Here is a 22457-nt window from a genome sequence, read left to right on the forward strand (position 1 = left end):
CCGCGGGCGCCCCGCTGCCACCCCCCGCCCCCCCCGGCCCTGTGGTCCCGTGGGTTTGCCCCCGGGGGGGGGGGGGGCCCTGTGTTCCCGGCCCCCCCCCCGCCCCCGTTCTCCCGAGGAACCGCATTTCCCGAGGAAGGGGAAGAATTCCGATGCCGATGCCATCGCGGGGACGCGCCCCGCTCGCGCTCGCCGTTCTGGCCGTGGGCGTCCTCTGCGCCTGTTCCGGCGCGGACCGGGCGGATTCCGGCCCGCCGCCGCCGATCGGCCTGGTGCCGGTCATCGACCGCCCGGAGCAGATCGCCCTGCCCCTCGACGGCTACGAGCCGACCGCCGAGCAGGCCGCGACGATCAGCCGGGCCTCACACCTCGTCACCGCCCGCTGCATGAAGGACTTCGGCCTCCAGGCCCCGCAGGAGACCTACGACGTCTACACCCAGGCGGTGACGGCGGCCAGGGAGCGCACCCGGCTCTACGGGTACTTCGCCCCCGCGAAAGCCGCCGACAAGGGCTACGACCGCAACCAGACCGTCCCCGGCTCCGCCCTCTCCCGCGACGTCACCGCCGTCCTCTACGGAACCGATTCCGCGGGCAAGCCCGTCACCAGCTTCAACGGCAGGCCGGTGCCCAAGGGAGGCTGCTGGCAGGCCGGCGCGGACGCGCTCGGCGGACCGCCGCCGCTGCCCGGCACCGCCCAGGCACTGCCCGGCCAGGGCCCCCGCATCCCCCTCACCGACCCGCGCCTGAGCGCCGCCTACGCGCAGTGGAGCGCCTGCATGAAGGACAAGGGCTACACCTACGCCAGCCCCGCCGACGCCTACAGCGACCGCAGATGGGGCGCACCCGCCACCCCCGCGGCCGCGGCGCCGCCCGCGCGCCACGGCGACGAGGTGGCCACCGCCCAGGCCGACATCGCCTGCAAGATCTCCCTGAACACCGTCGGCCAGGTCGTCGCCGTGGAGGCCGCCTACGACAACCAGTACATCGCCGGCAACACCGACACCCTGCGCGGCTTCGCCCGCCAGGTGGACGCGCGCACCCGCCAGGCCCAGGCCGTCATCGCGAACGACGGCGCCGCCGGCTAGCGGGCGTTCCCAACGCCCGGGCCCAACTGCGCGGCCAGCCCCGCGGTCAGCAGCGCCAGCCCCGCGGTGAACGCGTCGCCCCCGCCCTGCCCGGCCTGCTCCGCCTGCCACTGCAGGAGGTTGGGGTAGCGCGCCGGATCGAACCCCGCCGTGCCGCCGCCGTGCCCGTCCCCGCCCTGCCCGGACTGCTCCTGGAGGACGAACCCGATCACGTAACTGGTCACCGCGTGCCCCAGCACCCCCGCCTGCGCCGGCGACAGCCCCTCGCCGCGCATCAGCGCCAGCCCGTCCTCCACCGCCCCCAGCGTCGCCGCCCCCGGCGCCAGGTGGGCGGACACCAGCCGCGCACCGTCCCGGCGCCCCAGCAGCGCCCCGCGCAGCCGGTGCGCGAACGCCTCCGTACGCCCCGCCCACCCCGGCGCCCCCTCGCCCGGGGCGGCGGACGCCGGGGCGGCTGCCGGGGCGAACGCCGGGGCCACCACCGCGTCCGCCATCGCCCCCAGCAGCTCCCGCTTGCTGCGCACGTGCCAGTACAGCGCCCCGGGCGCCACCCCCAGGCGCTCGGTCAGCGCCCGGGTGGTCAGCCGCTCCAGCCCCACCTCGTCCAGCAGCTCCAGGGCGGCGGCGATGACGTCATCACGATGCAGTGCCATGGGACTTGAGCTTAGCTCAGGTCATCTGCCTATGATCGGTCCCACGGTCTGCCTGAGCAATGCTCAAGTAGCGTTCGGGCGCGGGAAAAGGGAGCGGGCATGGGCGAGTACGTGGACGTGGACGGACAGCGCACCTGGTGCGAGATCCAGGGCCGGGGCGAACCCGTCGTCCTGCTGCACGGGGGAGGGGTGACCGCCGACAGCTGGTGGGGCCAGATCCCCGCCCTCGCCGAACACTTCCGCGTCCACGCCCCCGAACGCCGCGGCCACGGCCGCACCCCCGACGTCGAAGGCCCCGTCACCAGCGACCTGATGGCCGGCGACCTCATCGCCCTGATGGAGACCCTCGCCACCGGCCCCGCCCACCTCATCGGCTGGAGCGCCGGCGCCACCGTCGCCCTGCGCACCGCGCTGCGCCGCCCCGACCTGGTGCGCACCCTGACCCTGATCAGCGGCGGCGTCAGCCGCGACGGCGCCACCGACGCCGACATCGCGATCCTGGACGACACCGCGGGCCTGGAGGCGATGTTCCGCCCCCAGTACGAGCCGCTCTCCCCGGACGGGCCCGGCCACTTCCCCGTCGTGTTCGCCAAGTGGCTGACCATGTGGCGCGAGGAACCCGACATCGGCCTGGCCGCCCTCGCCGCCCTGCCCATGCCCCTGCTCGTCATGCAGGGCGACGACGACGGCGTGCGCATCGGCCACAGCGCCGCCATGGCCGCCGCCGCCCCCCACGGCCAGCTCGCCGTCCTGCCCGGCACCTCCCACGCCGCCCCGCTGGAGAAGCCCGGCCTGGTCAACCGCCTCCTGCTCGACTTCCTCACCGAGACCCGCCCGCCGGTGCGCCAGTTCCCCCTCGGTTCCCTCGCCGAGGCCGGGCACGGCTGACGCACGGCTGACGCACGGCTGCGCGAGGCCGTCACCAGGGCGAACGTCGCCCGAACCTCAGTCGAGTCGCTTGAGCATCTTGACCGAGGTCGTCTCGTAGCCGAGCGACTCGTAGAGGCCGCGCGCACCCGTGTTGAACCCGAAGACGTTGAGGCCGAGGGCCCGGGCGCCCTGGGCCCGGGCGTACTCCTCGCCGAGGACCATGGCCCTTCGCCCGAAGCCCCGGCCCCGCTTGTCGTCGTCGATCACGATGTCCCAGATCCACCAGGCACCGGCGTCATCGCTCCTGTCCGGTCCGATCCAGAGGTAGCCGACGGTCCCCCCGGCGTCATCGAGCACGTCGAAGACCGCGTGTCCCGGGCCCGGTGCGCCGGAGGGAAAGGAGCGGGCCATGCTCTCGTCCGCGTGCCGGCGGGCGTCCTCGGGCGTCTGGCCCGCTGCGACCAGGTCTTTGACGTACTCGGCCCGGCTGCGCTCGAGCCAGGCGGGGAAGAGGCGGGCGTCCAAGTGGCGGAGGGTTACTGGCATCGGATCAGCCTGCCACACCGCCGGCGCCGGAGCGCAGGGCGAGCACCGCCTGATCCGGCCCTAGGAGTAGTACTTGTGCAGGTCGTCGGAGGCCATGCCGGTGCCGTGGTGGACGGCGCGGCTGGAGTAGGTGCTGCGCAGGTGGGCGGCCTGGCGGGTGCGTTCCAGCTCGATCAGCAGGCCCGCGTCGTCGCCGTGGGAGCGGCGGGCGCGCTCCCGGCGGGACAGCAGGACGGTGAAGTGGACGACGGCGCCCACCAGCGCGGCCAGCAGCAAGACGACGGTGCCCAAGCGTCCCCCCGAGGACGGCCCCCGCGGACGGGGGCGGTGACGGCCCCGGTTCTGGGGGCCTGCGGAGATCCTTGCACGAAACATTTCCGGGCGGCCGGCATCTGAGCGGTTCTTGAGCAAGGGCCAGCCCGGCGCGGCGCCGGTCAGCCGAAGGCGATGTCGGCGGTGAGGGTGGAGGCGGCGATGGGCGGGGCGCCGAGGAGGAGGACGTCGGCGCAGTTGTCGAGGAGCGGCTGGTCGCTGTCGATGTTCAGCAGCGAGGTCAGCTTCTCCCCGGCCAGGCGGGGGGAGTCGGCGGTGACGGTGCCGGTCAGGGTGCCGGCGCCGTCGACCTGGGTGAGGGCCAGGGCGGTGACGGTGCTGGCGGTGCGGGTGCCGCCCGCGAGGTTCCAGGCGAAGGCGGCCGAGGCGCCCGGCGCCAGCGTGGCGGGGGCCAGGGGGCTGCAGCTGAGGGAGGAGAACGTCAGGGTGGCGGTGACCGTGCCGCCCGTCACGGCGCCCGCGCCGCCCTGCGAGTCCGCGCAGCCGCTGACGGTGCCGCTGATGGAGACCGTGGTCGCCCGGGCGCTCGCGCCCAGCGGCGGGTCGAAGGTGACGGCCGCGTTCGCCAGGCAGTTCAGGGTCTCCGGCACGGCGGCGTGGACCGTGGCGCAGGGCAGCGCGCAGGCGCCCAGGGCGGCGAGGGCCGTCACGGCGACGGTGACGCTTCGGCGAACGGACATGGGCGGCAGACCTCTTCCGGGACGGGACGGGACGGGACGGCAGGGGGCGGGGGAGCGGCGCGTCCCGCCGTATCGTCCCCGCCCCGCGCCCCGCCCGTACGCCCCCGCACCGCCGGGCGCCCGCCGCACCACCCGAACGGGCCCTACCGACCATCGTCGATCCGGTCGACGGTCACGCCCAGACGGAAGAGCAGCTCCACCGGGTGCAGCACCAGTTCGACCATGAAGACGACCACGAACGCCACCGGCAGCAGCAGGTGCACGTACAGGGCCCCCGTCAGCGCGCACCGCACCAGACGGGCCCCGGGACGGGCGACGGGCGCGGCCCCGCGCCGCCGGGCCCAACCGCTGCGCACGACGCCGATACCCAGGCCCGCCAGCGCACCGGCCGAGCCCAGGAACACCAGGGTGGCCACGCCGCGCAGCTCGTACCCGAGGCGGGACAGCAGCCACAGGTCGCCCGCCAGCGTGAGCGCGCCGAACGCCACCGCCTGGGCGACGTCGCCGCCCGCGGCCCGCGCCGACCGCCGCACCCACCGCCTCCACCGCGCCTGCCGCATCCGTCCAGCATGGCGGCCCGCCCGCCCGGCCCGAAACCCCTTGGACCGCAAGGCCGTTGGCCTGCTGCCATGGGAGCCGTCCGGAGCGGGGGAAAGGGGTGTGCGGGTGATGGCCGGGACCATGCGGGCGCTGACGGTGCGCGACCTCACCGACGCCGACCTGCCCTCCTTGGGCTGGGCCGGCTCGCCCCGGCACGTGCGCGAACTCGCCCACCGGATCCGCCGCGCCCAGGCCGGCGAGATCGACTACCTGGCGGTGTGCCCGCCGGCCGGCCCCCCGGTGGCCCTCGGCGGAATCGGCTACACCGCCACGCCCGGCGCCGGCACGCTCCGGCAGCTCGGCGTCCACCCCGCGCTGCGCTCGCGCGGCATCGGCACCCTGCTGATCCGCAGCGCCGAGCAGCACATCACCGCCCGCGGCCCGGCCCGCGCCGAACTCGCCGTCGAGGAGGCCAACCCGCGCGCCCGCGCCCTGTACGAGCGCCTCGGCTACCGGGCCCACGGCCGCGCGCCCGACTCCTGGGACGTGGAGGACGCGGACGGCACGCCGCGCCGGTACGAGACGGTGTGCACGCTGATGCGCAAACACCTGGCATGACACCGGACTTCACGGACCCCGCCGCCGGCGCGGACGCCACGGACGGCGCGGAGTCCGCAGCCCACGCGGACTTCGCGGGCTTCGCGGACTTCGCGGCCTTCGTCGCCGAGGCGGGCGCCGACCCGGCCGTCGTCGCGCTCGTCCTCAAGGGCTCCCGGGCCCACGACGGCACGGCCTGAGCGCCCTCGACGGCTACCGCTCCGCCCGCCCGGACCTGGTCGTCACCACCCTGGAGCGCTTGCGCCGCCCCGCCGACCGGGAGCGCTACGCCCTCGCCCGCTCCCGGGTGCTGCTGGACCGCCTCGACGGCGAGGTCGCCCGGATCGTCGCCGGGGCCGGGTGCCTGGACGCCCAGGAGGCCCACCGCCGCGCCGCCGACCAGCTGGACGCCTACGCCAACGCGCTGTACCGCTCGGTGAAGAACCACCGCGACGGCGACCCGCTCGCCGCCCGCCTCGACGCCGCCGACGCCGTGGGCTTCCTCCTCGACCTGCTGTTCACCCTGGAGCGCCGCCCGCGCCCCTACAACAAGTACCTGGCCTGGGAGTTGGAGCGCTTCCCGCTGCCCGGCCACGACACCGCGGCCCTGCTGGCGGCGCTCGACCGGATCACCGCGACCGGCGACGCGGCGGCGCAGCGCCGCCTCTTCGCCGGGGCCGAGGCCACCGCCCGCGCGGCGGGCCACGCGGCGGTGCTGGACGCCCGGGGCGAGGACCTGCACCTGCTGCGCCCCACCCGCCCGCAGAGCGGGCAGAGCGGGCAGGGCGGGCAGGGCGGGTAGTCTGCGCGGGACGGAGAGAAGAGACCTTTCGCATGGACTCCCGGATCGCCCGCATCCGGCGCAAGCCGGCCCGGGTGCCCTACGCCGCGACGCGCAGCCACTCCTTCGGCGAGGAGGGGCACGGGTTCCGCCTCGGGCCGCCGGTGCCGCAGGCGAGGGCCGCCGCGTTCGAGGCCGAGCACCGCATCGAACTGCCCGCCCCCTACCGTGCCTTCCTGACCGCCCTGGGCGGGGCCGGGGCCTCGCCCTTCTACGGCCTGCTGCCGCTGCGCTCGTGCCGGCTGTTCACCATGGACCCGCGGCTCGGGCCCGGCCGCCCCCGGGGGTTCACGGCCGTGGGCGCCGCGCCGCCCCGGGGCGACCTGTTCCTGCACGTCATCGAGGCGGGCTGCGGCGACCTGGTGCTCCTGGGCGTCACCGGTCCGCCGGCCGGGCGGGTCGTCACCGGCAACGCCGACGGCTTCCGGGGCCCCGACGTCTCGTCGGCCGCCGACTTCCTGGCCTGGTACGAACGCCGGCTCGACCACCTGCTCGACGGCCGCGACAACCGCGGCCTGGAGCTGACCTCGCCCGCCCTGCGGGCGCCGCTCCGCCTGAGCGGCCGCGGATTGTCCGAGGGGTGCGGTTGACTGTGCGTCGATCGCTACATGTACGGGCGGCCGGGCGGGCCGGCCGCCGGGGGAGGAAACGGTGGGGCTGCGGATGCGGGAAGACGTGATGGAGGCCGGGACGGGGCTGCGGGTCTACCCCGATCCCGCGGACGTGTTCGTCGCCGACCAGGCCGAACTGGCCCGGCACCTGCACCCGCTGGTCTCGGTCGACCTCGCCGCGGTGGACCCGGCCTGGCACGGGTGGGTCCACCTGCTCAGCCCGCTGGAACCCGCCGAGGGCTACCTCGGCGACCACACCGGGGCCTTCCACTCGCCCCTGGCGCGCACCAACTGGCTCGGGTTCGCGCTGGAGGACGACGGCCGCTACCGCCTGCTCGGCGACCTGCGCTACTTCGCACGGGCGACGACCCCCGCGGAACTGCCCGACCCCTGGCCCGGGTTCCGTACGGGGCTGGACGGGCACTGCGACGCCGAGCAGCGCAGCTACCTGGCGCACCGGGACGCCTTCCGCCGCGAGGGCGTCCTGCTCATGCGCGGCGACGACGGGTCCCCCCGGTACGAGGGGGCAGGCGCCGTGGCCCTGGTGGAGCAGCTCGGCGGCGACGCGGACCCGCACGGCAACTGGATGCAGCCCGAGCTGTTCCCCCTCGAGTACGACGAGGACAGCGCGTGGCCGCTCAGCCCGGCGGGGAACCGCTTCCGCTTCGTGGCGTCGGTGCCGGGCTGGCACTACCGGCGCTCGGGCGCCGACTCGGTCCTGCTGTTCTTCGAGCCCGTCGAGCGGCTCGCGCTGCTGACCTTCGACTGGAGCTGAGGCGGCCGGTCGAGCTCGGGTGCTTCTAGGATCCGGGGCATGGCGACACGACTCGTTCAGATCAACATGAAGGCCCGGGACGACGCGGCGCTCGGCCGGTTCTGGGCGCAGGCCCTCGGCTGGGGCGTCGACAGCGAGGGCCCGGGCGTGACCAACCTCGAACCGGTGGGCTTCGCCTACCCCGACCCGGTGGCCGTCTGCATCGACATCGTCGCCCGCCCCGAGCCCAAGACGGTGAAGAACCGGGTGCACCTCGACCTGGCCACCACCTCGCCCGCCCACCAGGCCGAGCTGGTCCAGCGTCTGCTTGACCTCGGCGCGAGGCCCGCCGACGTGGGGCAGGGCGAGGTGCCCTGGACGGTGCTGGCCGACCCGGAGGGCAACGAGTTCTGCGTCCTGGAGCCCCGCGAGGTCTACCGGGACACCGGGCCGGTCGCCGCGGTGGTGGTCGACTGCGCCGACCCGCGGGAGATGGCCCGGTTCTGGGACGGGGCGATGGACTGGACGCTGCACGAGGTCGCCGACGACTTCGCGAGCATGCGCTCCGCCCGGGGCGTCGGCCCGTACCTGGAGTTCATCCGCACCCCCGACCCCAAGGTCGGGTGGAACCGCGTCCACCTCGACGTGCGCCCCTACCGCGGCGACGACCCGGCGGCCGAGGAGGCCCGGCTGCGCGCCCTGGGCGCCACCGACCCGGGCATCGACCAGTCGGGGATCCCGTGGACGGTGCTGGCCGACCCGGAGGGCAACGAGTTCTGCCTCCTGGCCCCCGCCTGAGCGTCCGTCGGATCTTCGGGAAAACTGCCTGCGGACGGTGGTCGGCCAGTAGCATGATCATCGAGATTCGCTGTTCGCGGTGCTGCCGAACCCGCTGTTCCCGGACGCGACCACCCCGAGGGGCGCGCATCAGCGCGCACCCTTTCGTGTAGAAGGAGAACGGCATGGCCACGGGCACCGTGAAGTGGTTCAACGGGGAGAAGGGCTTCGGATTCATCGCCCAGGACGGCGGCGGCCCGGACGTGTTCGTCCACTACTCCGCGATCCAGGGCACCGGCTTCCGCAACCTCGAGGAGAACCAGGCGGTGGAGTTCGAGATCACGCAGGGACAGAAGGGCCCGCAGGCCGAACAGGTCCGCGCGATCTGACCCGGCCCCTCGAGGCCCCGCACCGGCGAGGAAGCCGGCGCGGGGCCTTCGCCGTGCCCGGGCCGGAGCGGGGGCGGTGATGGAGTGGGAAGTCGGCGGGTCCGACTTCCTATGCGAGGGCCGGGGGGAACTGCTGCGGCGGGGCGCTGTAGCGGGCCAGGGTCGCGTCGGTGGTGGCCGGGTCGAGCAGCCGCAGCTCCCAGGGGCCGGTGTTCACCTCGGAGTCCTTCCCGAAGCCGACCCACCGGCCGGCCATGCGCTGGCCGGCGGGATCGACCAGCAGCTGGAGGGCGCCGTGGTAGCGGGCGCCCCGGTAGTAGCCGTCCGGCGCGGTCTGCTCGACCCAGGTGCCGGTGACGACCGGGCCGTCGACGGTCAGGTCGAGGCAGAGCGGGGAGCCGGGGTTGGAGGAGGCGGCGGGGAGCGAGCGGGCGGTGATGCGGGCGCCGTGGTGGGCGAGGACGAGGTGGTGGAGCCCGGTGAAGGTGCTGTTGCGGCCGCTGCTGGGGAATTCGTAGCGGCTCAGCCAGATGCCGGAGTGGTTGATGTGGCCCGGGATGTCGTCGGCCATGTCGGGTCCTCCCGGTGTCAGGGGGCGTCGAGTTCGCCGGTGCGGACGGCGGCGACGAAGGACTGCCAGGCGGTCGGCGAGAACTCGAGGCGGGGGCCGTCGGGGTCTTTGCTGTCTCGCACGCGGCCCGGATGGGCGTCGTCCACTTCGACGCAGGCGCCGCCGTTGTTGCTGTGGGTGCTTTTGCGCCAGGTGGCGGGGCGGTTGTCCATCGTGGTTCCTTCCTGATGGGCGGTGGAGTGGGAAGTCGGCGGGTCCGACTTCCTGTGCGCGGGTGAGGGAGTTGAACGCGGAGGTGGCGCCGCCGCCCGGGGGCCGGGCGGCGGCGCATGGTCAGGGGGTGCCCCGGCGCCTTTACGGCCCCTGGACCAGCTCCTGGTCGTACTTGGCGAAGATCGCCTGCAGAGCCGCGAAGTCGGGCGGGCCCGGCGGCTGACTGCCGACCTCGATGAAGTACTCCTCGTAGCCCGCCGGGGTGATCAGCCCGAGGAGCCGGCCCGGGCCGTCCCCGATGTTCTCGAAGCCGTGGGCCGCCCCGCGCGGCACGTAGAAGAAGCCCCCGGCACCGGCCTCGACGGTCTCCTCCCCGGCCCGGAAACGGAACTCGCCGCCGAGCACGTAGAAGCACTCCTCGTGGCCGCGGTGCAGGTGCGGCGGAGCACCGGTCCCGGGCGCGAACGTGCCCTCGATGACGGCGAGCGTCCCGGCCGTCTGGCCACCGCTCAGCTTGACGGACCAGGGATTGCCGAGCACGGTCAGAGGCCGCCCGCCACCGGCGGGAAGCGCGACCGGTACGGGCGGTATCGCGGAGTCGAATACGGTCATGGCGGCGGAGTCTAACGCCCCGTCAACCACGGAAACCCTGCCTCCTCGAACACGGCGTCCTACGAGGGAACCGGAGCCCGGTACCGCGATTGCGGCGAACCGGCCACACCGGCGGACGACCACCCGCCGGCGATCTCGCCCCCGATCGGCGCGAGCACCCCGGTCGCGACCCGCGCCGGCCCCGTGACCTGCGGCATGAGGATGAGAACAACTCATCGAGGTTCCCTCCTGGTGGGGCGGTGGAGTAGGAAGTCGGCGGGTCCGACTTCCTGTGCGGTGAGATGGCGGCCGTCGTGGGAGCGGATGGGGACGGGGCCGGGGCGCAGGGCGTCGAGGATGCGGACGGCGTAGACCTCGCTCATGCGGTCGGCGACCTCGGCGGGGGTGAGCCAGGCGATGGCGGTCGACTCGGGGGAGAGGTGTTCGGTGCCGTCCCCGGGGTGGCAGCGGAAGACCAGGGCGACGATGCCGCGTGCCATGTTCTTGTACACGCCGGTGAGTTGGTCGACGCCGACCTTGAGGCCGGTCTCCTCGTGGATCTCGCGGCGCAGGCCGTCCTCGATGGTCTCGGTGAGTTCGAGGACGCCGCCTGGGGGCTCCCAGGTGCCGTTGTCGGCCCGCCGGATCGCCAGCACGCGCCCGTCCTCGCGCACGACCGCCCCGGCCACGGAGACGGAGTGCAGCGGTGTCGGGGCAGGACCGGCGCGGTGGTGGCTCATGAGGATGAGGATAGGAAGAACCGGCGGCGAGAGGTGGAGGGTTGGCCAACGCGCCGCCCGGGAGCCGGGCGGCGGCGCACGAGGGGTGTCGAGCTCTCCGGGGCGGATGACTGTGATGAAGGACTGCCAGGCGGTCGACGAGAACTCGAGATGGGGGTGGCGGTTCCCTCCTGGCGGAGTGGGAAGTCGGCGGGGCCGACTTCCTATGCGCGGGCCGGGGCGGGGCGGATGTCGCTGCCCCGGGACCAGAGTTCCTCGATGTGCTCGGCGAAGCGGTCGAACATGCCGTTCTCCCCGCTGCGCCGCAGGTGCATCAGGGGCGAGTCATGGCCGACCGTGCGGGCGAGGTGCGGGGTGACGAGGGCGTGCTCGTCGAAGCGGAAGACGGAGAGGCTGACGTGGTTGGGGCCGTCCTCCGGGGCGCTGAAACGGGCCTCGACGCCTGCGGTGTCGGAGAGCTTGGCCAGGTTCTCCAGCGAGACCCTGATCCGGGTGGACACGGTGAGGGCCACGTCCTCGATCTGCTCGCGCCGGCGCGTCGTGTCGGAGTCCGGATCGCCGAGAAGGAAGCGGATCCGGCAACCGTTCTCGGCCTTGCGCCGCAGGGTCTGCAGCAGCGCGGGCTGCTCCAGCCAGACGAAGTAGTTGGTGAACCCGGCGAGGAAGACCTCGGACCGCGCCTCGGCGATCAGCTGCGTCCAGACCGATCGCGGGCAGGCGGACCGGTACGGGTAGACGGCGAGGACTTCCCGGTCGTGGCCGGTCTTGAGGTTCGACTGGAGGAGGTTCGGCCGGATCACTCGTGGATCACCCCTGGAGTCGCGGTGGCCTGGGGAGTTGAACCTGGCGGAGGGGTGGAGACGGCCCCGCCGCCCCGGTGGCCGGGGCGGCGGGGCCGAACGCTGCGGTCAGCGGGCGTCGAACTCGCCGGTGCGGACGGCGGTCACGAAGGACTGCCAGGCGGTGGCGGGGAAGACGAGCGCGGGGCCGTGGGGGTCCTTGGAGTCGCGGACGGGCATGACGCCTGCGAAGCCGTCAGCCACCTCGATGCATTCGCCGCCGCCGCCGCTGTACGTGCTCTTGCGCCAGCGAGCGTCGGAGAGGTCAAGATGCACTTTCAAATTCCTTCCGTACCGAGCGGATCAGCTCGAGTGAGGCGGCCAGCGGCAGCGCCTCAGCCTGTAGCCGATCGTACTCCCTGGCCCAGCCAGCGAGGGTTTCGGCGTCGCGCTCCAGGTACCCGCGCTGGTGGCTCTCCGAATAGCCGAGCAGAGAGCGGTTCGGCATCGTCAGGATCGTCACCGGGTGCGCAAACGGCCGGTTCTCTCCGAGGCTGATGGGTGTTACCTGGATGGTCATGTTCGGCCACGTGGCCACCTCTTCGAGATGAGCCAGCTGGCCGACCATCACGGCCGCCCCTCCGATGGGCCGCCGCAGACACCACTCGTCGAGCACGGCGTGCACGTATGGCGGGGACGGCCGGTTGATCTTCTCCTGGCGGGCGAGGAGAAAGCGCAGGCGCTCGTCGGCCTGCTGCTGGGTGACACTTCCGCGCCTGACGAAGGCCTGTTCATACGCGGCTGCATACTCGGGCGTCTGCAGTAGTCCCGACACGACCCCGATCTGGAACAGCCGGATCGTCGTCGCCTCGGCCTCCCGCTCGGCGTACTCGGAGAATCCCTCTATCAAGATGCTGTTTTCGAGCTGGTCGAGCATCAGGCCGAGCGTGCCGCCGGTGTTGAAGAACTCGTCCACGAGCTCCACGAAGCGTCGGCTGGGCGGGCGCACGCCGCGTTCGACGCTGGAGATGTAGGCATCGGAGTAGACGATGGCCTTTCCGAGTGCGGCCTGGGTCATCTTGATCGCCTCGCGGTAGAGGCGGAGTCGAATCCCGATGGGCGCGTAGGGCGATGACGCAGGGTCAATATCCTTGCGGTTCATGATGCTTCCCAACTGAACCATGAAGAACTGGCGAGTTCAGATGCTTCCCTAGGAAGGGGTCACTCCGCAACCCTTTCCCGTACAGAGCGTGAAACATCGACTGCGGAAGGTCATTGCCATGGCCCAAGACCAAGTCCCCCGTCTCCACGGCTACGGGGTCCGGTGGGACACCGAGGCCCGGTGCTACCGGGTGCGCAACGAGTGCACCGGCGCGTGGCTGTGCAAGCCCAACGGTGAGCGCAGCGGGTTCTCCTCCTTCAGTGAGGCCTTCTCGGCCTGGCGTCTCTTCGAGGTGCACAAGCGGCCGGGGGAGCAGTGATGTCCTCCATCCTCTCGCGTGTGACCGCTGACCAGCGGCGTGATGTGGCCTCCGTCGTCGAGGACCTCGTCTCCGTCCTCGCGCTGGGCGGGGTCAGGCTGCCGTCCCTCGAAGTGGACTGGGAGCACGGGCGGTTGACCGGGTGCTACCTCGTCCAGCTTGGCTCGGCCCGCACCCTCGAACTGCTGCGGATCGTGGACCTGCTCCGCAAGGGGCTGCGGTACGAGCGCCTCACCTATGACGACTGAACTCCTGGCCCGCCTCCTCTGGTGGGCCTGCTTCTCCCTCCTTCTCTTCGCTGCCCTCAGGAAGTGAACTCCCCATGCACGACCCCCGTCTGCTCGCCAAGCCCCCGATCTGCCGGCTCGGCTGCCTCGTCCTGGTCCGCAACCAGCGCGGCGACGTCCTGCTCGTCGACCCGGACTACCTGGACGGCATGATCCTGCCCGGCGGCGCCGGCAAGGTGAACGAGCCCCCGCACCGCGCCGCCGCCCGCCACCTGCACGCCCAGACCGGCATCATCCTGCGCCTGACCCACGCCGTCGCCCTCGACTACACCCCGTCCGACCGCTACCTGGAGCGCTTCAGCGTGGTCTTCGACGGCGGCACCGTCCGCGATACGACGGAACTCGCCGCCCCCTCCCAGAAGCGCAGCCGCCTGCTCGGGGCCCGCTTCGTGCCCGTGCGTGAACTCCCGCTCCACATGGCCCCCCCCCAGGCCGCCCGCACCGCCGAAGCCCTCACCGGCCGCGCCCTGCCCCTGCTCCTGCACGGCCAGCGCCCCGACTGAGCGAGCGCCGGGCCCGGGTTCAGGCGGCCTGGACGATTGCCCGGGTGACGGCCGTGACCGCCGGGCTCGGGCGCCCGGGCAGGCGCGCCACCAGGACCCGGCGGATCTCGGCGGGCGCGCCCTCGACGTGCAGCAGGCTCACCCCTGCCGGTAGTACCGGTGCGAGGCGCAGCGGCACGGTCGTCACCCCGAAGCCGCCGGCGACCAGGTGGAGCTTCGTCAGCCAGTCCCGCGCGCTGTGGACGACGCGCGGCCGGGCGGGCAGGCCGGGCCAGACGCCCAGCAGGGGTTCGGAGTTGGACGTCGGGGCGGCGATCCACGGCGCGTCGGCCAGCTCGTCGACGTGCACCGCGCTGCGGCCGGCGAACCGTCCGGCCGTGGGCGCCGCCACGACCAGTTCGGTGTCCGCGACGGTCTCGACGTGCAGGCGCGGCGACTCGCCGTCCAGGGGCCGGTGGGGCGGGCGGGACGTCAGCACGGCGAGGTCGATCGACCCCGCGCGCAGCGCCCGGACCAGGGCGGGCGTGGTGCCCTCGGTCGTGGTGACCGTGATCTGCGGGTCACTCGCCGCCAGGCGGGCGAGCGCGGGCGGCAGGACGGCCGCGCCCGCGCTCAGGAACAGTCCCAGCCGCACCCGTTCGCTGCGCGGCGCGGTGCCGGTGAGCTCGCGCTCGGCCGCGCCCAGGCTGTCCAGGATCGTGCGGGCGTGGCGCAGCAGGGTCAGGCCTGCGGGGGTGAGCCGCACCCCGTCGGGGCGGCGCTCGAACAGGGTGGTGCCCGCGCTGCGTTCGAGGGCGGCGGCCTGGCGCGAGACCGCGGACTGGGTGTAGCCGAGTCGGGCGGCGGCCGCGGTGAAGCTGCCGGACTCGGCGATCTGCCGCAGGACCCGCAGGCCCGTACTGGAGACGTCCATGCGTCCTACGCATACCACACATGCCCGATCGTCGCTTCCCGCATGCCCGCCGGGCTCCTAGGGTCGATCGCGAGGAACACGGACGGACAGGGAGGTCATGACGTGCGAGCAGCAGTCCTGACGCAATTCGGCGCCCCGCTCACGGTGCGCCAGGTGCCCGACCCCGCCCCCGGCGGCGGCGAGGTGCTGGTCGAGGTCCTCGCCGCCTGCGTGGCCCCCTACGCGGCCGAGGTCTTCAGCGGCCGGCGCAAGTACCCCCTCGTGCCCCCCGTCGTGCCCGGCATCGGCGGCGTGGGGCGGGTCGTCCACGCGGGCCCGGACGCCACCCGGCTGCGCCCCGGCGACCTGGTGTGGTGCGACTGCACGGTGCGCTCGCGCGACGACGCCCTGACGCCCGACATCGCGCTCCAGGGCTGGAGTTCGCGCGGCGAGGGCGGCGCGCGCCTGGCCCGCCACCTGCACGACGGGTCGTTCGCCGAGCTCATGCGGGTCCCGACGGAGAACGTGTACCCGCTGCCCGCGGCGGCGGGGCAGGACCCGGCCCGCTGGGCCGCGCTGGGCCTGCACGTCATCCCCTACGGCGGGCTGCTGGCCGGCGCCCTCGCCGCGGGTGAGACGCTGCTGGTCAGCGGGGCCACCGGCAACCTCGGCAGCAGCGCGGTGGCGGTCGCGCTCGCCATGGGGGCGGGCCGGGTGGTCGCCCCGGGCCGCAACCGGGCCGCGCTCGGCCTGCTCGCCGACCGGTTCGGTGCGCGGGTGCGCCCCGTCCCGCTCACCGGGGACGAGGCCGGCGACCGCGCGGCGATGTCCGCGGCCGGCGAGGGCCCGATCGACCTGGTGATCGACCTGCTGCCGCCGGGCGCACCCGCTTCGGTGGCGCGTACGGCGGCGATGACCGTGCGCGAGTACGGGCGCGTCGTCCTGATGGGCGGTGTCGGCATGCTCGGCGGCGAGGACCTCGCCCTCCCGTACCCGTGGCTCATGCGCAACTCGGTCACCGTGCGCGGCCGGTGGATGTACCCGCGCACGGCGAACGTCGGCATCATCCGCCTCCTCGCCTCGGGCGCCCTGGACCTCGGCCCCGAGCGGGTGCGCTCCTTCGGCCTGGACGCCGTCAACGAGGCCGTCGCGTACGCGGCCGCGCACGGCGGCCCGTTCGAGCGCACCGTCCTGACCCCGCAGGCGCGCTGACCGCCCCGGCCGGTCCTCACACTGTCGCAGTGGCCCGGTAGCGTGCCCCCGGCAGCAGGGAAGCCACACCGTCCATCCACTGGAGTCCACTTGCCCGGGCACGACACGCGGACCAGGCTCGCCGCCCTGCTCCTGGACGACCTGTGGCCCGGCCTGGAGCGGGCCGGCCTCGACGTCGTGGAGCACGACCCGGCGCGGCCCTCGCCCTGCCTGGTGGGGGAACCCGCCCGCGACGGCATGATCCGGTGGAAGCCCGTGCCGATGGAGCGGGCCGCGGACTTCACCGAACTCCAGGACGCCCTCGCCCAGGCGGGCGCGGCGCTGCACCCGGACGTCACCGCCCTCTACGGCAGTTTCTGGTGCGGTCCGGTGGAGGGGATGGAGCACTCCGGCGAACCGGTGGCGCTGTGCACCCTGTGGAACGAGGAGGAACTGCGGCACACCGTGCGCGCTCTGGCCGACCACGCGCGCAGGCAGGCGGCGCAGCCCTGCGCCGGCATCACCTTCCCCGTCGCCGGCACCGGCTCCGACCTGTTCTTCGTCCTCGACAACGCCACCGGCGCGGTCCTGCTCCAGGAGGCCGGCCACTGCGGCGGCCGGGTGGTCGCGCCGTCGCTGGCGCGGTTCCTGGCAGAGCTGTGAGCAAGGGCCCGGGCGCCGGGCCTGCCCCTACGGGACGACGGCGCTCGGGGGCTGCCCGTCCTGGGCCTGCCGGGAGCGGGTGGTGAGCATGCGGGCGAAGGGCGCCAGGACCCCGCGGTCCCAGGGGACGCCCGCGTCCTTCGTCAGGTAGGTGACGATGAGGACGGTCGTCCCGGCCCGGACGGTCCCGTAGATCCCCTTGTTCCCGGCCACGGCCGTGGAGGCCTCGCCCAGGGCGGGGATGGCGGCGTGCTGGGCGCCGGGTTCGAGGGTGTAGCCGTCGAACTCGCGGTAGAGGCCGGCGGCGGCGTCGGTGCTGTCGAGGGCCCAGACGGCGAACTTGAGGGTGTTGCCGTTGGTGCTGAACGTGACCGATCCGGCGGAGCGGATGTGGCCGCACAGCGGGTTGGCCGCCGCGTGCTGTGCGCAGTTCGCCGGGGAGGCTGTGATGTCGGGCGCGGTGTCCAGCGCCCAGCCCGCCGGGACGGCGTGCAGGTCGGGCAGGACCTGGCGCACCTGCCCTTCGGCCAGTACCGAGGCGGTGTGACCGGCGCCCGGCAGCACGTCGGCCGGCTGCGGGCCCGGGGAGCGCCCGAGGTAGAGGCCCAGCCCCGCCAGGGCGGCGGCCGCGGCCAGGACGGCGGCCAGGATGCCGCTGCCGCGCCGGTTGAAGGTCTTGGAGCTGTTGTCGACGTTCCCGCCCGCGGCGATGTTGCCGCTGCCGATCGCGACCTGCCCCGAGGTGTGGCTGACGGGGGAGGCGCCGACCGTCACACCGCTGACCGGGGGCTGCGCCGGGGCGCCGGGCCAGCGGGCCGCCAGCGCCTCCCGCAGCGGCCCGTCCACCGCCAGCAGCTCGCCGACCGTCTCCAGCGCCTCGCCGCGCACCGCCTCGTCACCGGGCGCCCCCTCCAGGCGCTCCAGCGCCCGCGCCCAGCGCGGCAGCCGCCCGATCCCCTCCCGCACGCCCTCCAGCAGCGGGCCCAGCGCCGTCAGCTCCTCGCCCGCCGCCCGCGCCGCCTGCTGCACCAGCGCCGCCACCACGGCCGCGGCCAGCCCCGAAACGTCCCCCGACGACATCCAAATCCCCCCAGCGTGAACCGAGTTGGACCATCTTCATACCCGCTCCCGCCGCCCTCCGCACCCACCGGATCCCCCCGCCCCTCGACAGATACCTCTCACTGAGAGCTAAAATCGGGGATATGGAGCCAGGAACCGCACCCCCCTCCGACGCCCCCCTCGCCGACGAGTTCTCCGCCCTCCTCACCGGCATCCAGCGCCTGCTGCGCCGCCACCTGCGCCGCGGCCTGGAACAGCCCCGCCTGCGCGGCGCCCAGGTCGAACTGCTGCGCCTGGTCATGGACAGCCCGGGCCTCAGGGTCTCCGCCGCCGCCGAGGAACTGTGCCTGGCCGGCAACTCCGTCTCCACCCTCGTCAACCAGCTCGCCGCCCAGGACCTGCTGCGCCGCGAGCCCGACCCCGCCGACCGCCGCGCCGCCCTGCTCTACGCCACCGGGGCCGCCGAGCAGCGCCTTCAGGCCTGGCGCGAGCGGCGCCGCGCGCTGACCGGCGAACTCGTCGCCGCCCTGCCCGAAGCGGACCGGGCCGCGCTGGCCGCCGCCCTGCCCGCGCTGCGCGCCCTCGCCCAGGGGCTGCGCGACCTGCCCGAGGAGGACCCGCGATGAGCACACAAGCAGACGGGACAGCAGCAGCGGAAACAGCAGCAGAGGAGGCGCAGGCCGTGGTGTGCCGCGGCCTGGAGTACAGCTTCACCCACGGCCGCGGCAAGACCACCCGCGCCGTGGACGGCATCGACCTGACCGTGCGCACCGGCGAGGTCTTCGGCCTGCTCGGCCCCAACGGCGCGGGCAAGACCACCACCATCCGCGCGATCACCACCCTGCTGCCCGCCGGCCCCGGCATGGTGAGCGTCTTCGGCCACGACGCCGCCCGCCGCCCCATGGAGGTACGGCGCCTGCTCGGCTACGTGCCCCAGCAGCTGTCCGCCGACGCCGGGCTGACCGGGCGCGAGAACGTCGCCCTGTTCGCCCGCGTCTTCGACGTCCCCCGCCCCGAACGCGCCCGCCGCGTCGCCCAGGCCCTGGCCGCCGTCGACCTCACCGACGCCGCCGACCGGATGGCCGCCACCTACTCCGGCGGCATGGTGCGCCGCCTCGAACTCGCCCAGGCCCTGGTCAGCGCCCCGCGCCTGCTCGTCCTGGACGAACCCACCATCGGCCTGGACCCGATCGCCCGCACCGGCGTGTGGGAACGCGTCGACGCGGTGCGCCGCGCCACCGGCATGACCGTCCTGGTCACCACCCACTACATGGACGAGGCCGAACGCCACTGCGACCGCATCGCCCTGATGGACCGCGGCCGCATCCGCGCCCTGGGCACCCCCGCCGAACTCAAGGACGGCATCCGCCCCGACACCCCCGGCAGCGCCGAGCCCACCCTGGACGACGTGTTCCGCCACTACGCCGGCCGCGACCTGGCCGACGCCACGGAAGGAGACTTCGGCGATGTCCGCCGTACCCGCCGCACGGCCAACCGCGTCGGCTGAACCCCCCGCCGCCGGCAGCGCCCCCGAACCCGCCCCCGCACCCGACCTGAGCCTGCTGCTGGTGCCCCCGCGCGCCCGCACCGGCTGGCGCCTGGTGCCCGCCCGCATCGGCGCGATGTGCGCCGTGGAACTGCAGAAACTGCGCCACGACCGCACCGAGCTGTACACCCGCGCCGTCCAGCCCGCCCTGTGGCTGCTGATCTTCGGCGAGACCTTCACCCGCCTCAAGGCGATACCCACCGGCGGCATCCCCTACCTGGACTACCTCGCCCCCGGCATCATCGCGCAGTCCGCGATGTTCATCGCGATCTTCTACGGCATCATGATCATCTGGGAGCGGGACTCCGGAGTCCTCACCAAACTCCTCGTCACCCCCACCCCGCGCGCCGCCCTCGTCACCGGCAAGGCCTTCGCCGCCGGCGTCAAAGCCGTCCTGCAGGCCGTCGTCGTCATCCTCATCGCCGCCGCCCTGGGCGTCGCCATGACCTGGAACCCGCTGCGCCTGCTCGGCGTGGTGGCGGTGGTGCTGCTGGGCTCGGCGTTCTTCTCCTGCCTCTCGATGGCCATCGCCGGGATCGTGCTGACCCGCGACCGCCTGATGGGCATCGGCCAGGCGATCACCATGCCGCTGTTCTTCGGCTCCAACGCCCTCTACCCCCTCGGCCTGATGCCCGGCTGGCTGCAGGCCGTCAGCCGGGCCAACCCGCTCAGCTACCAGGTCGACGCCCTGCGCGGCCTGCTCATCGGCACCCCCTCCCACCTGCCGCTGGACTTCGCCGTCCTGGCCGCCGCCACCGCGGCCGGCATCGCCGCCGCCTCCGCCCTGCTGGGCCGCCTCGCCCGCTGAAGCCCGTACGGAGGAGACAGCGGCGGGAAAGACGACAGGAGGTGTCGGGATTCGCCGCCAGGGTGGGGGGACCGGCCGGCGCGGTGACGGCGCCGGCCGCAGGCCGCGTACGGACAAAGGACCCCCCCATGCTCGAGACCCCCGACGAACTCGCCCGCCTCCAGGCCCTCCTGGACGCCTCGCTCGCCCGCTCCACCGCCCACCTGCGCTCGATCATCAACAGCGAACGCGCCCTCACCGCCCGCCAGGTCACCGGCGCGCTCACCGGGATGTGCACGCTCGCGCTGTCCACCGTCACCGCCCAGGGCGAGCCGCGCGTCAGCGGCGTGGACGGCCACTTCCTGCACGGCGCCTGGCACTTCGGCACCGCGCGCACCGCCGCCAAGGCCCGCCACCTGGCCGCCCGGCCCGCCGTCAGCGCCGCCCACCTGCGCGGGGAGGACCTGGGCGTGTTCACCCACGGCACCGTGCAGACCCTCAACCCGGACGGCGGCGAGCCGGCCGCCGACTGGCCCCAACTGCTCGCCTACTTCCAGGACTTCTACGGCCGCGACACCTTCGACTGGGACCACGACGTCGTCTACTACCGGCTCCACCCGCACTGGATGGCCGCCTTCGCCCACGACCCGGGCGCCCTGCCGCTGCCGCTGCCGCTGCCGGACGACGGGCGCTGACGCACCGCGCCGGGGGCGGGTGCGGCGACAATGGGAGGCTGGCCCGCGCAGCGACGGGCACGGGGGACGCGACGGGAGAGGAGGGGCGGGGTGCGGGCGAGCCGGGCCATCGCGCTGCTGCTGCTCCTGCAGAACCGGCGCGCCATGACCGCCGCCGACCTCGCCGCCGAGCTGGAGGTCTCCGAACGCACCGTGCAGCGCGACGTCGCCGCCCTCGCCGAGGCCGGGGTGCCGGTGTACGCGGAGCGCGGCCGGGCCGGCGGCTACCGGCTCGTCGACGGCTACCGCACCCGCCTGACCGGCCTGGAACCCGCCGAAGCCGCCGTCCTGCACCTGGCCGGCCTGCCCGGCCCGCTGCGCGACATGGGCCTGGCCGGGCAGGCCCTGGCCGCCCGGCTCAAGGTCGCCGCCGCCCTCGGCCAGGCCCCCGCGGACGCCGCCCAGCGCTTCCACCTCGACGCCCCGGCCTGGTTCCGCGAAGCCGACACCCCCGCACTGCTCGCCGAGGTGTCCCGCGCGGTGTGGCAGGAGAGGGTGCTGCACGCCCGCTACGCCGCGCGCGGCCCCGCCCGCGAGCGGCGCCTGGAACCGTACGGCCTCGTCCTCAAGGCCGGGCAGTGGTACGTCGCCGCCCGCAGCCCCTCGGGGCGCATCGGCTCCTACCGGGTCGACCGCTTCGAGACCGCCGAGGCCACCGGGGAGCACTTCGAACGCGACCCGGACTTCGACCTCGCCGCCCACTGGGAGTCCGCCGCCCGGGAGTTCACCCGCGCCATGCTGCGCGAACGGGCCCGGGTGCGGCTCAGCCCGCTGGCCGTGGCCGACCTCGCCGTGCTGCTGGAGGCCACCGCCGCCGCCGACGCCCTGGCCACCGCCGGCCCCCCGGACGCCCAGGGCTGGGTCACCGTCACCCTGCCGGTGGAGGACTGGGAGATCGGCTACCGCGAACTCCTGCGCCTGGGCCCGGAAGCCGAGGTCCTCCACCCGCCCGCCCTGCGCGCCCGCCTCGCCGACGCCACCCGCCGCGCGGCCGCCCTCTACCGCTGAGCGGGCGCACCGGGGGCGCCGATCGCGGGGCCGGTACGGGCGGGGGCTTCGTGGCCGCGGCGGGCCCGTGTCGCCCGGGATGACTCGGTGTGCGGTGGCGCTCGGGGTCTGAGCGGCCGTCCCGGGGCGGGCGTCCCCGGTTGCCGCAGCCGTGGGCCCGCGCCGTCGGGCCCGCGGCGTCCGGCCCCCTCGGCCCGCCGATTATCGGGGCGGTCCGGGCGGGACACCTCGCCGGGGCTGCGTGTCCGCGTCGTCGGGATGGCCCGCTGCGTGGTGGCGCTCGAGGTCTGAGCGGGGCCGCCCCCGGAGGAGGGGCCCGGGGGTGTCGAGTGCCTCCGGCTGCCGCAGCTGCGCGCTCGCCATGCCCGGCGTCTGCCCGCGCAGGGGCGGCCCGGCCCGGCGCTCGCCGGTCCGGGCCGCCCCTGGCGGTGTGGTGGGACGGGTGCGGACGGTGGCTGAGGTGGGAGCGGGGCAGGTGGTTCTGCCCGGGGCATTGTGCGGCGAGTTCGTGGTGGCACCGGGGCCACGGCCGTTCTGAGTGGGGGCGCGGCACAGGACCCGGGTGGTGGCCGGGCGGTCGGCGCGCGGGCCGGGGGCGGTGTCCGGGTCGGCTCGCCGCCGGGGCCGGGGCCGGGGCGGGGGTTGCGGGGGGGGCCCGGGGGCCGGCCGGGGAGCGCGCGCGGGGGGGGGGGGGAGGCGGGGGTGGGGGAGTGGGGGGTGAGTGCGGTGAAGAGGA

At 74.6% G+C, this 22457-nt stretch carries 30 protein-coding genes and 2 pseudogenes; 18 read left to right on the forward strand and 14 right to left on the reverse strand.

Going from position 1 to position 22457, the window contains the following annotated elements:
• Positions 1-152: 152 nt before the first annotated feature.
• A complete protein-coding gene (locus tag ACFVXG_RS36170) occupies positions 153-1085 on the forward strand; it encodes a hypothetical protein (protein ID WP_387933906.1) in 933 nt (310 codons plus the stop codon).
• Here ACFVXG_RS36170 and ACFVXG_RS36175 read toward each other — a convergent pair.
• A complete protein-coding gene (locus tag ACFVXG_RS36175; RefSeq protein ID WP_387933908.1) occupies positions 1082-1738 on the reverse strand; it encodes a TetR/AcrR family transcriptional regulator C-terminal domain-containing protein in 657 nt (218 codons plus the stop codon). The genes ACFVXG_RS36170 and ACFVXG_RS36175 overlap by 4 nt on opposite strands.
• A gap of 99 nt (positions 1739-1837) precedes the next feature.
• Here ACFVXG_RS36175 and ACFVXG_RS36180 point away from each other — a divergent pair, with 99 nt between their 5' ends.
• Positions 1838-2626 carry an alpha/beta fold hydrolase gene (locus ACFVXG_RS36180; protein ID WP_387933910.1) on the forward strand — a complete coding sequence of 263 codons (789 nt, stop codon included), beginning with the start codon at positions 1838-1840 and terminating at the stop codon, positions 2624-2626.
• A gap of 57 nt (positions 2627-2683) precedes the next feature.
• On the opposite strand, the gene ACFVXG_RS36185 is transcribed toward ACFVXG_RS36180, so the two are convergent.
• The 4 genes from ACFVXG_RS36185 to ACFVXG_RS36200 form a co-directional block, all read right to left on the reverse strand.
• Complete coding sequence (locus ACFVXG_RS36185; RefSeq protein ID WP_387933912.1) at positions 2684-3154, reverse strand: GNAT family N-acetyltransferase; 471 nt, start codon at positions 3152-3154, stop codon at positions 2684-2686.
• A 60-nt stretch (positions 3155-3214) separates the two neighbouring features.
• Entirely contained in the window at positions 3215-3445 is a 231-nt protein-coding gene (locus tag ACFVXG_RS36190; RefSeq protein WP_387933914.1) for a hypothetical protein, read from the reverse strand.
• A gap of 143 nt (positions 3446-3588) precedes the next feature.
• Entirely contained in the window at positions 3589-4167 is a 579-nt protein-coding gene (locus ACFVXG_RS36195; protein WP_387933915.1) for a hypothetical protein, read from the reverse strand.
• Positions 4168-4310: 143 nt separating this feature from the next.
• Positions 4311-4700: a hypothetical protein gene (locus ACFVXG_RS36200; RefSeq protein ID WP_387933917.1), complete on the reverse strand. Its 390-nt coding sequence runs from the start codon at positions 4698-4700 to the stop codon at positions 4311-4313.
• 136 nt (positions 4701-4836) lie between these two features.
• On the opposite strand from ACFVXG_RS36200, the gene ACFVXG_RS36205 reads away from it, so the two are divergent.
• The 6 genes and pseudogenes from ACFVXG_RS36205 (at position 4837) to ACFVXG_RS36230 (ending at position 8676) form a co-directional block, all read left to right on the forward strand.
• Positions 4837-5325: a GNAT family N-acetyltransferase gene (locus tag ACFVXG_RS36205; protein WP_387933919.1), complete on the forward strand. Its 489-nt coding sequence runs from the start codon at positions 4837-4839 to the stop codon at positions 5323-5325.
• Between the two features lie 89 nt (positions 5326-5414).
• Positions 5415-6106, forward strand: a pseudogene (locus ACFVXG_RS36210) (hypothetical protein); the annotation flags it as partial.
• 32 nt (positions 6107-6138) lie between these two features.
• The gene (locus tag ACFVXG_RS36215; protein WP_387933920.1) at positions 6139-6735 is read left to right on the forward strand and encodes an SMI1/KNR4 family protein; all 597 of its coding nucleotides are present in this window, start codon (positions 6139-6141) and stop codon (positions 6733-6735) included.
• Between the two features lie 73 nt (positions 6736-6808).
• Positions 6809-7531: a hypothetical protein gene (locus tag ACFVXG_RS36220; protein ID WP_387933922.1), complete on the forward strand. Its 723-nt coding sequence runs from the start codon at positions 6809-6811 to the stop codon at positions 7529-7531.
• A 39-nt stretch (positions 7532-7570) separates the two neighbouring features.
• On the forward strand, positions 7571-8308 hold the full coding sequence (locus ACFVXG_RS36225) for a VOC family protein (RefSeq protein WP_387933923.1): 738 nt from the start codon (positions 7571-7573) through the stop codon (positions 8306-8308).
• A 164-nt stretch (positions 8309-8472) separates the two neighbouring features.
• Positions 8473-8676 carry a cold-shock protein gene (locus tag ACFVXG_RS36230; protein WP_387933925.1) on the forward strand — a complete coding sequence of 68 codons (204 nt, stop codon included), beginning with the start codon at positions 8473-8475 and terminating at the stop codon, positions 8674-8676.
• 109 nt (positions 8677-8785) lie between these two features.
• Here ACFVXG_RS36230 and ACFVXG_RS36235 read toward each other — a convergent pair.
• The 7 genes and pseudogenes from ACFVXG_RS36235 to ACFVXG_RS36265 form a co-directional block, all read right to left on the reverse strand.
• A pseudogene (locus tag ACFVXG_RS36235) lies at positions 8786-9220 on the reverse strand (XRE family transcriptional regulator); the annotation flags it as partial.
• Positions 9221-9264: 44 nt separating this feature from the next.
• Positions 9265-9459 (reverse strand): DUF397 domain-containing protein, encoded by a 195-nt coding sequence (locus ACFVXG_RS36240; RefSeq protein ID WP_387933926.1) that lies wholly within the window; start codon positions 9457-9459, stop codon positions 9265-9267.
• A gap of 142 nt (positions 9460-9601) precedes the next feature.
• Positions 9602-10072, reverse strand: coding sequence for a cupin domain-containing protein (locus tag ACFVXG_RS36245; RefSeq protein WP_387933928.1), 471 nt, complete (start codon positions 10070-10072; stop codon positions 9602-9604).
• 212 nt (positions 10073-10284) lie between these two features.
• Positions 10285-10803, reverse strand: coding sequence for an NUDIX hydrolase (locus ACFVXG_RS36250; RefSeq protein ID WP_387933989.1), 519 nt, complete (start codon positions 10801-10803; stop codon positions 10285-10287).
• A 191-nt stretch (positions 10804-10994) separates the two neighbouring features.
• Positions 10995-11591: a DUF5919 domain-containing protein gene (locus ACFVXG_RS36255; protein ID WP_387933930.1), complete on the reverse strand. Its 597-nt coding sequence runs from the start codon at positions 11589-11591 to the stop codon at positions 10995-10997.
• Positions 11592-11699: 108 nt separating this feature from the next.
• Positions 11700-11912, reverse strand: a complete 213-nt coding sequence (locus ACFVXG_RS36260; RefSeq protein WP_387933931.1) for a DUF397 domain-containing protein — start codon at positions 11910-11912, stop codon at positions 11700-11702.
• The gene (locus tag ACFVXG_RS36265) at positions 11896-12732 is read right to left on the reverse strand and encodes a helix-turn-helix transcriptional regulator (protein ID WP_387933932.1); all 837 of its coding nucleotides are present in this window, start codon (positions 12730-12732) and stop codon (positions 11896-11898) included. The genes ACFVXG_RS36260 and ACFVXG_RS36265 overlap by 17 nt, the downstream gene beginning before the upstream one ends.
• A gap of 118 nt (positions 12733-12850) precedes the next feature.
• Between ACFVXG_RS36265 and ACFVXG_RS36270 the strand changes: the two genes are divergently transcribed.
• The 3 genes from ACFVXG_RS36270 (at position 12851) to ACFVXG_RS36280 (ending at position 13841) form a co-directional block, all read left to right on the forward strand.
• Complete coding sequence (locus ACFVXG_RS36270; protein ID WP_387933934.1) at positions 12851-13051, forward strand: hypothetical protein; 201 nt, start codon at positions 12851-12853, stop codon at positions 13049-13051.
• 20 nt (positions 13052-13071) lie between these two features.
• Complete coding sequence (locus tag ACFVXG_RS36275) at positions 13072-13299, forward strand: hypothetical protein (RefSeq protein WP_387933936.1); 228 nt, start codon at positions 13072-13074, stop codon at positions 13297-13299.
• A gap of 74 nt (positions 13300-13373) precedes the next feature.
• Positions 13374-13841: an NUDIX domain-containing protein gene (locus ACFVXG_RS36280; RefSeq protein WP_387933937.1), complete on the forward strand. Its 468-nt coding sequence runs from the start codon at positions 13374-13376 to the stop codon at positions 13839-13841.
• A gap of 19 nt (positions 13842-13860) precedes the next feature.
• Here the strand turns inward: ACFVXG_RS36280 and ACFVXG_RS36285 are convergent, their stop codons facing one another.
• Positions 13861-14754, reverse strand: a complete 894-nt coding sequence (locus ACFVXG_RS36285) for a LysR family transcriptional regulator (protein WP_387933939.1) — start codon at positions 14752-14754, stop codon at positions 13861-13863.
• Positions 14755-14856: 102 nt separating this feature from the next.
• Here ACFVXG_RS36285 and ACFVXG_RS36290 point away from each other — a divergent pair, with 102 nt between their 5' ends.
• Both ACFVXG_RS36290 and ACFVXG_RS36295 read left to right on the forward strand, forming a co-directional pair.
• Positions 14857-15945 (forward strand): alcohol dehydrogenase catalytic domain-containing protein, encoded by a 1089-nt coding sequence (locus ACFVXG_RS36290; protein WP_387933941.1) that lies wholly within the window; start codon positions 14857-14859, stop codon positions 15943-15945.
• Between the two features lie 90 nt (positions 15946-16035).
• The gene (locus ACFVXG_RS36295; RefSeq protein ID WP_387933943.1) at positions 16036-16587 is read left to right on the forward strand and encodes a SecY-interacting protein Syd; all 552 of its coding nucleotides are present in this window, start codon (positions 16036-16038) and stop codon (positions 16585-16587) included.
• Between the two features lie 27 nt (positions 16588-16614).
• Here ACFVXG_RS36295 and ACFVXG_RS36300 read toward each other — a convergent pair whose 3' ends face one another.
• Positions 16615-17667, reverse strand: a complete 1053-nt coding sequence (locus ACFVXG_RS36300) for a hypothetical protein (RefSeq protein WP_387933945.1) — start codon at positions 17665-17667, stop codon at positions 16615-16617.
• A 122-nt stretch (positions 17668-17789) separates the two neighbouring features.
• Here ACFVXG_RS36300 and ACFVXG_RS36305 point away from each other — a divergent pair, with 122 nt between their 5' ends.
• The 5 genes from ACFVXG_RS36305 (at position 17790) to ACFVXG_RS36325 (ending at position 21721) form a co-directional block, all read left to right on the forward strand.
• The gene (locus ACFVXG_RS36305) at positions 17790-18272 is read left to right on the forward strand and encodes a MarR family winged helix-turn-helix transcriptional regulator (RefSeq protein WP_387933947.1); all 483 of its coding nucleotides are present in this window, start codon (positions 17790-17792) and stop codon (positions 18270-18272) included.
• On the forward strand, positions 18269-19153 hold the full coding sequence (locus ACFVXG_RS36310; RefSeq protein WP_387933949.1) for an ATP-binding cassette domain-containing protein: 885 nt from the start codon (positions 18269-18271) through the stop codon (positions 19151-19153). The genes ACFVXG_RS36305 and ACFVXG_RS36310 overlap by 4 nt, the downstream gene beginning before the upstream one ends.
• A complete protein-coding gene (locus ACFVXG_RS36315) occupies positions 19113-20000 on the forward strand; it encodes an ABC transporter permease (RefSeq protein WP_387933950.1) in 888 nt (295 codons plus the stop codon). The genes ACFVXG_RS36310 and ACFVXG_RS36315 overlap by 41 nt, the downstream gene beginning before the upstream one ends.
• Positions 20001-20128: 128 nt before the next feature.
• Positions 20129-20674: a pyridoxamine 5'-phosphate oxidase family protein gene (locus tag ACFVXG_RS36320; protein WP_387933952.1), complete on the forward strand. Its 546-nt coding sequence runs from the start codon at positions 20129-20131 to the stop codon at positions 20672-20674.
• 90 nt (positions 20675-20764) lie between these two features.
• Positions 20765-21721, forward strand: coding sequence for a helix-turn-helix transcriptional regulator (locus ACFVXG_RS36325; RefSeq protein ID WP_387933953.1), 957 nt, complete (start codon positions 20765-20767; stop codon positions 21719-21721).
• Positions 21722-22457: the final 736 nt, after the last annotated feature.

Origin of the sequence: Kitasatospora sp. NPDC058162, from assembly GCF_042884005.1 — a bacterium.
In the GTDB taxonomy this organism is placed as follows: domain Bacteria; phylum Actinomycetota; class Actinomycetes; order Streptomycetales; family Streptomycetaceae; genus Kitasatospora.

Bases quoted from the DNA above. Each gene is read 5' to 3' on its own strand.
- ACFVXG_RS36170 (WP_387933906.1), top strand. From the start codon at position 153: ATGCCGATGCCATCGCGGGGACGCGCCCCGCTCGCGCTCGCCGTTCTG.
- ACFVXG_RS36175 (WP_387933908.1), bottom strand. From the start codon at position 1,738: ATGGCACTGCATCGTGATGACGTCATCGCCGCCGCCCTGGAGCTGCTG.
- ACFVXG_RS36180 (WP_387933910.1), top strand. From the start codon at position 1,838: ATGGGCGAGTACGTGGACGTGGACGGACAGCGCACCTGGTGCGAGATC.
- ACFVXG_RS36185 (WP_387933912.1), bottom strand. From the start codon at position 3,154: ATGCCAGTAACCCTCCGCCACTTGGACGCCCGCCTCTTCCCCGCCTGG.
- ACFVXG_RS36195 (WP_387933915.1), bottom strand. From the start codon at position 4,167: ATGTCCGTTCGCCGAAGCGTCACCGTCGCCGTGACGGCCCTCGCCGCC.
- ACFVXG_RS36205 (WP_387933919.1), top strand. From the start codon at position 4,837: ATGGCCGGGACCATGCGGGCGCTGACGGTGCGCGACCTCACCGACGCC.
- ACFVXG_RS36215 (WP_387933920.1), top strand. From the start codon at position 6,139: ATGGACTCCCGGATCGCCCGCATCCGGCGCAAGCCGGCCCGGGTGCCC.
- ACFVXG_RS36220 (WP_387933922.1), top strand. From the start codon at position 6,809: ATGCGGGAAGACGTGATGGAGGCCGGGACGGGGCTGCGGGTCTACCCC.
- ACFVXG_RS36225 (WP_387933923.1), top strand. From the start codon at position 7,571: ATGGCGACACGACTCGTTCAGATCAACATGAAGGCCCGGGACGACGCG.
- ACFVXG_RS36230 (WP_387933925.1), top strand. From the start codon at position 8,473: ATGGCCACGGGCACCGTGAAGTGGTTCAACGGGGAGAAGGGCTTCGGA.
- ACFVXG_RS36240 (WP_387933926.1), bottom strand. From the start codon at position 9,459: ATGGACAACCGCCCCGCCACCTGGCGCAAAAGCACCCACAGCAACAAC.
- ACFVXG_RS36245 (WP_387933928.1), bottom strand. From the start codon at position 10,072: ATGACCGTATTCGACTCCGCGATACCGCCCGTACCGGTCGCGCTTCCC.
- ACFVXG_RS36265 (WP_387933932.1), bottom strand. From the start codon at position 12,732: ATGAACCGCAAGGATATTGACCCTGCGTCATCGCCCTACGCGCCCATC.
- ACFVXG_RS36270 (WP_387933934.1), top strand. From the start codon at position 12,851: ATGGCCCAAGACCAAGTCCCCCGTCTCCACGGCTACGGGGTCCGGTGG.
- ACFVXG_RS36280 (WP_387933937.1), top strand. From the start codon at position 13,374: ATGCACGACCCCCGTCTGCTCGCCAAGCCCCCGATCTGCCGGCTCGGC.
- ACFVXG_RS36285 (WP_387933939.1), bottom strand. From the start codon at position 14,754: ATGGACGTCTCCAGTACGGGCCTGCGGGTCCTGCGGCAGATCGCCGAG.
- ACFVXG_RS36300 (WP_387933945.1), bottom strand. From the start codon at position 17,667: ATGTCGTCGGGGGACGTTTCGGGGCTGGCCGCGGCCGTGGTGGCGGCG.
- ACFVXG_RS36305 (WP_387933947.1), top strand. From the start codon at position 17,790: ATGGAGCCAGGAACCGCACCCCCCTCCGACGCCCCCCTCGCCGACGAG.
- ACFVXG_RS36310 (WP_387933949.1), top strand. From the start codon at position 18,269: ATGAGCACACAAGCAGACGGGACAGCAGCAGCGGAAACAGCAGCAGAG.
- ACFVXG_RS36315 (WP_387933950.1), top strand. From the start codon at position 19,113: ATGTCCGCCGTACCCGCCGCACGGCCAACCGCGTCGGCTGAACCCCCC.
- ACFVXG_RS36320 (WP_387933952.1), top strand. From the start codon at position 20,129: ATGCTCGAGACCCCCGACGAACTCGCCCGCCTCCAGGCCCTCCTGGAC.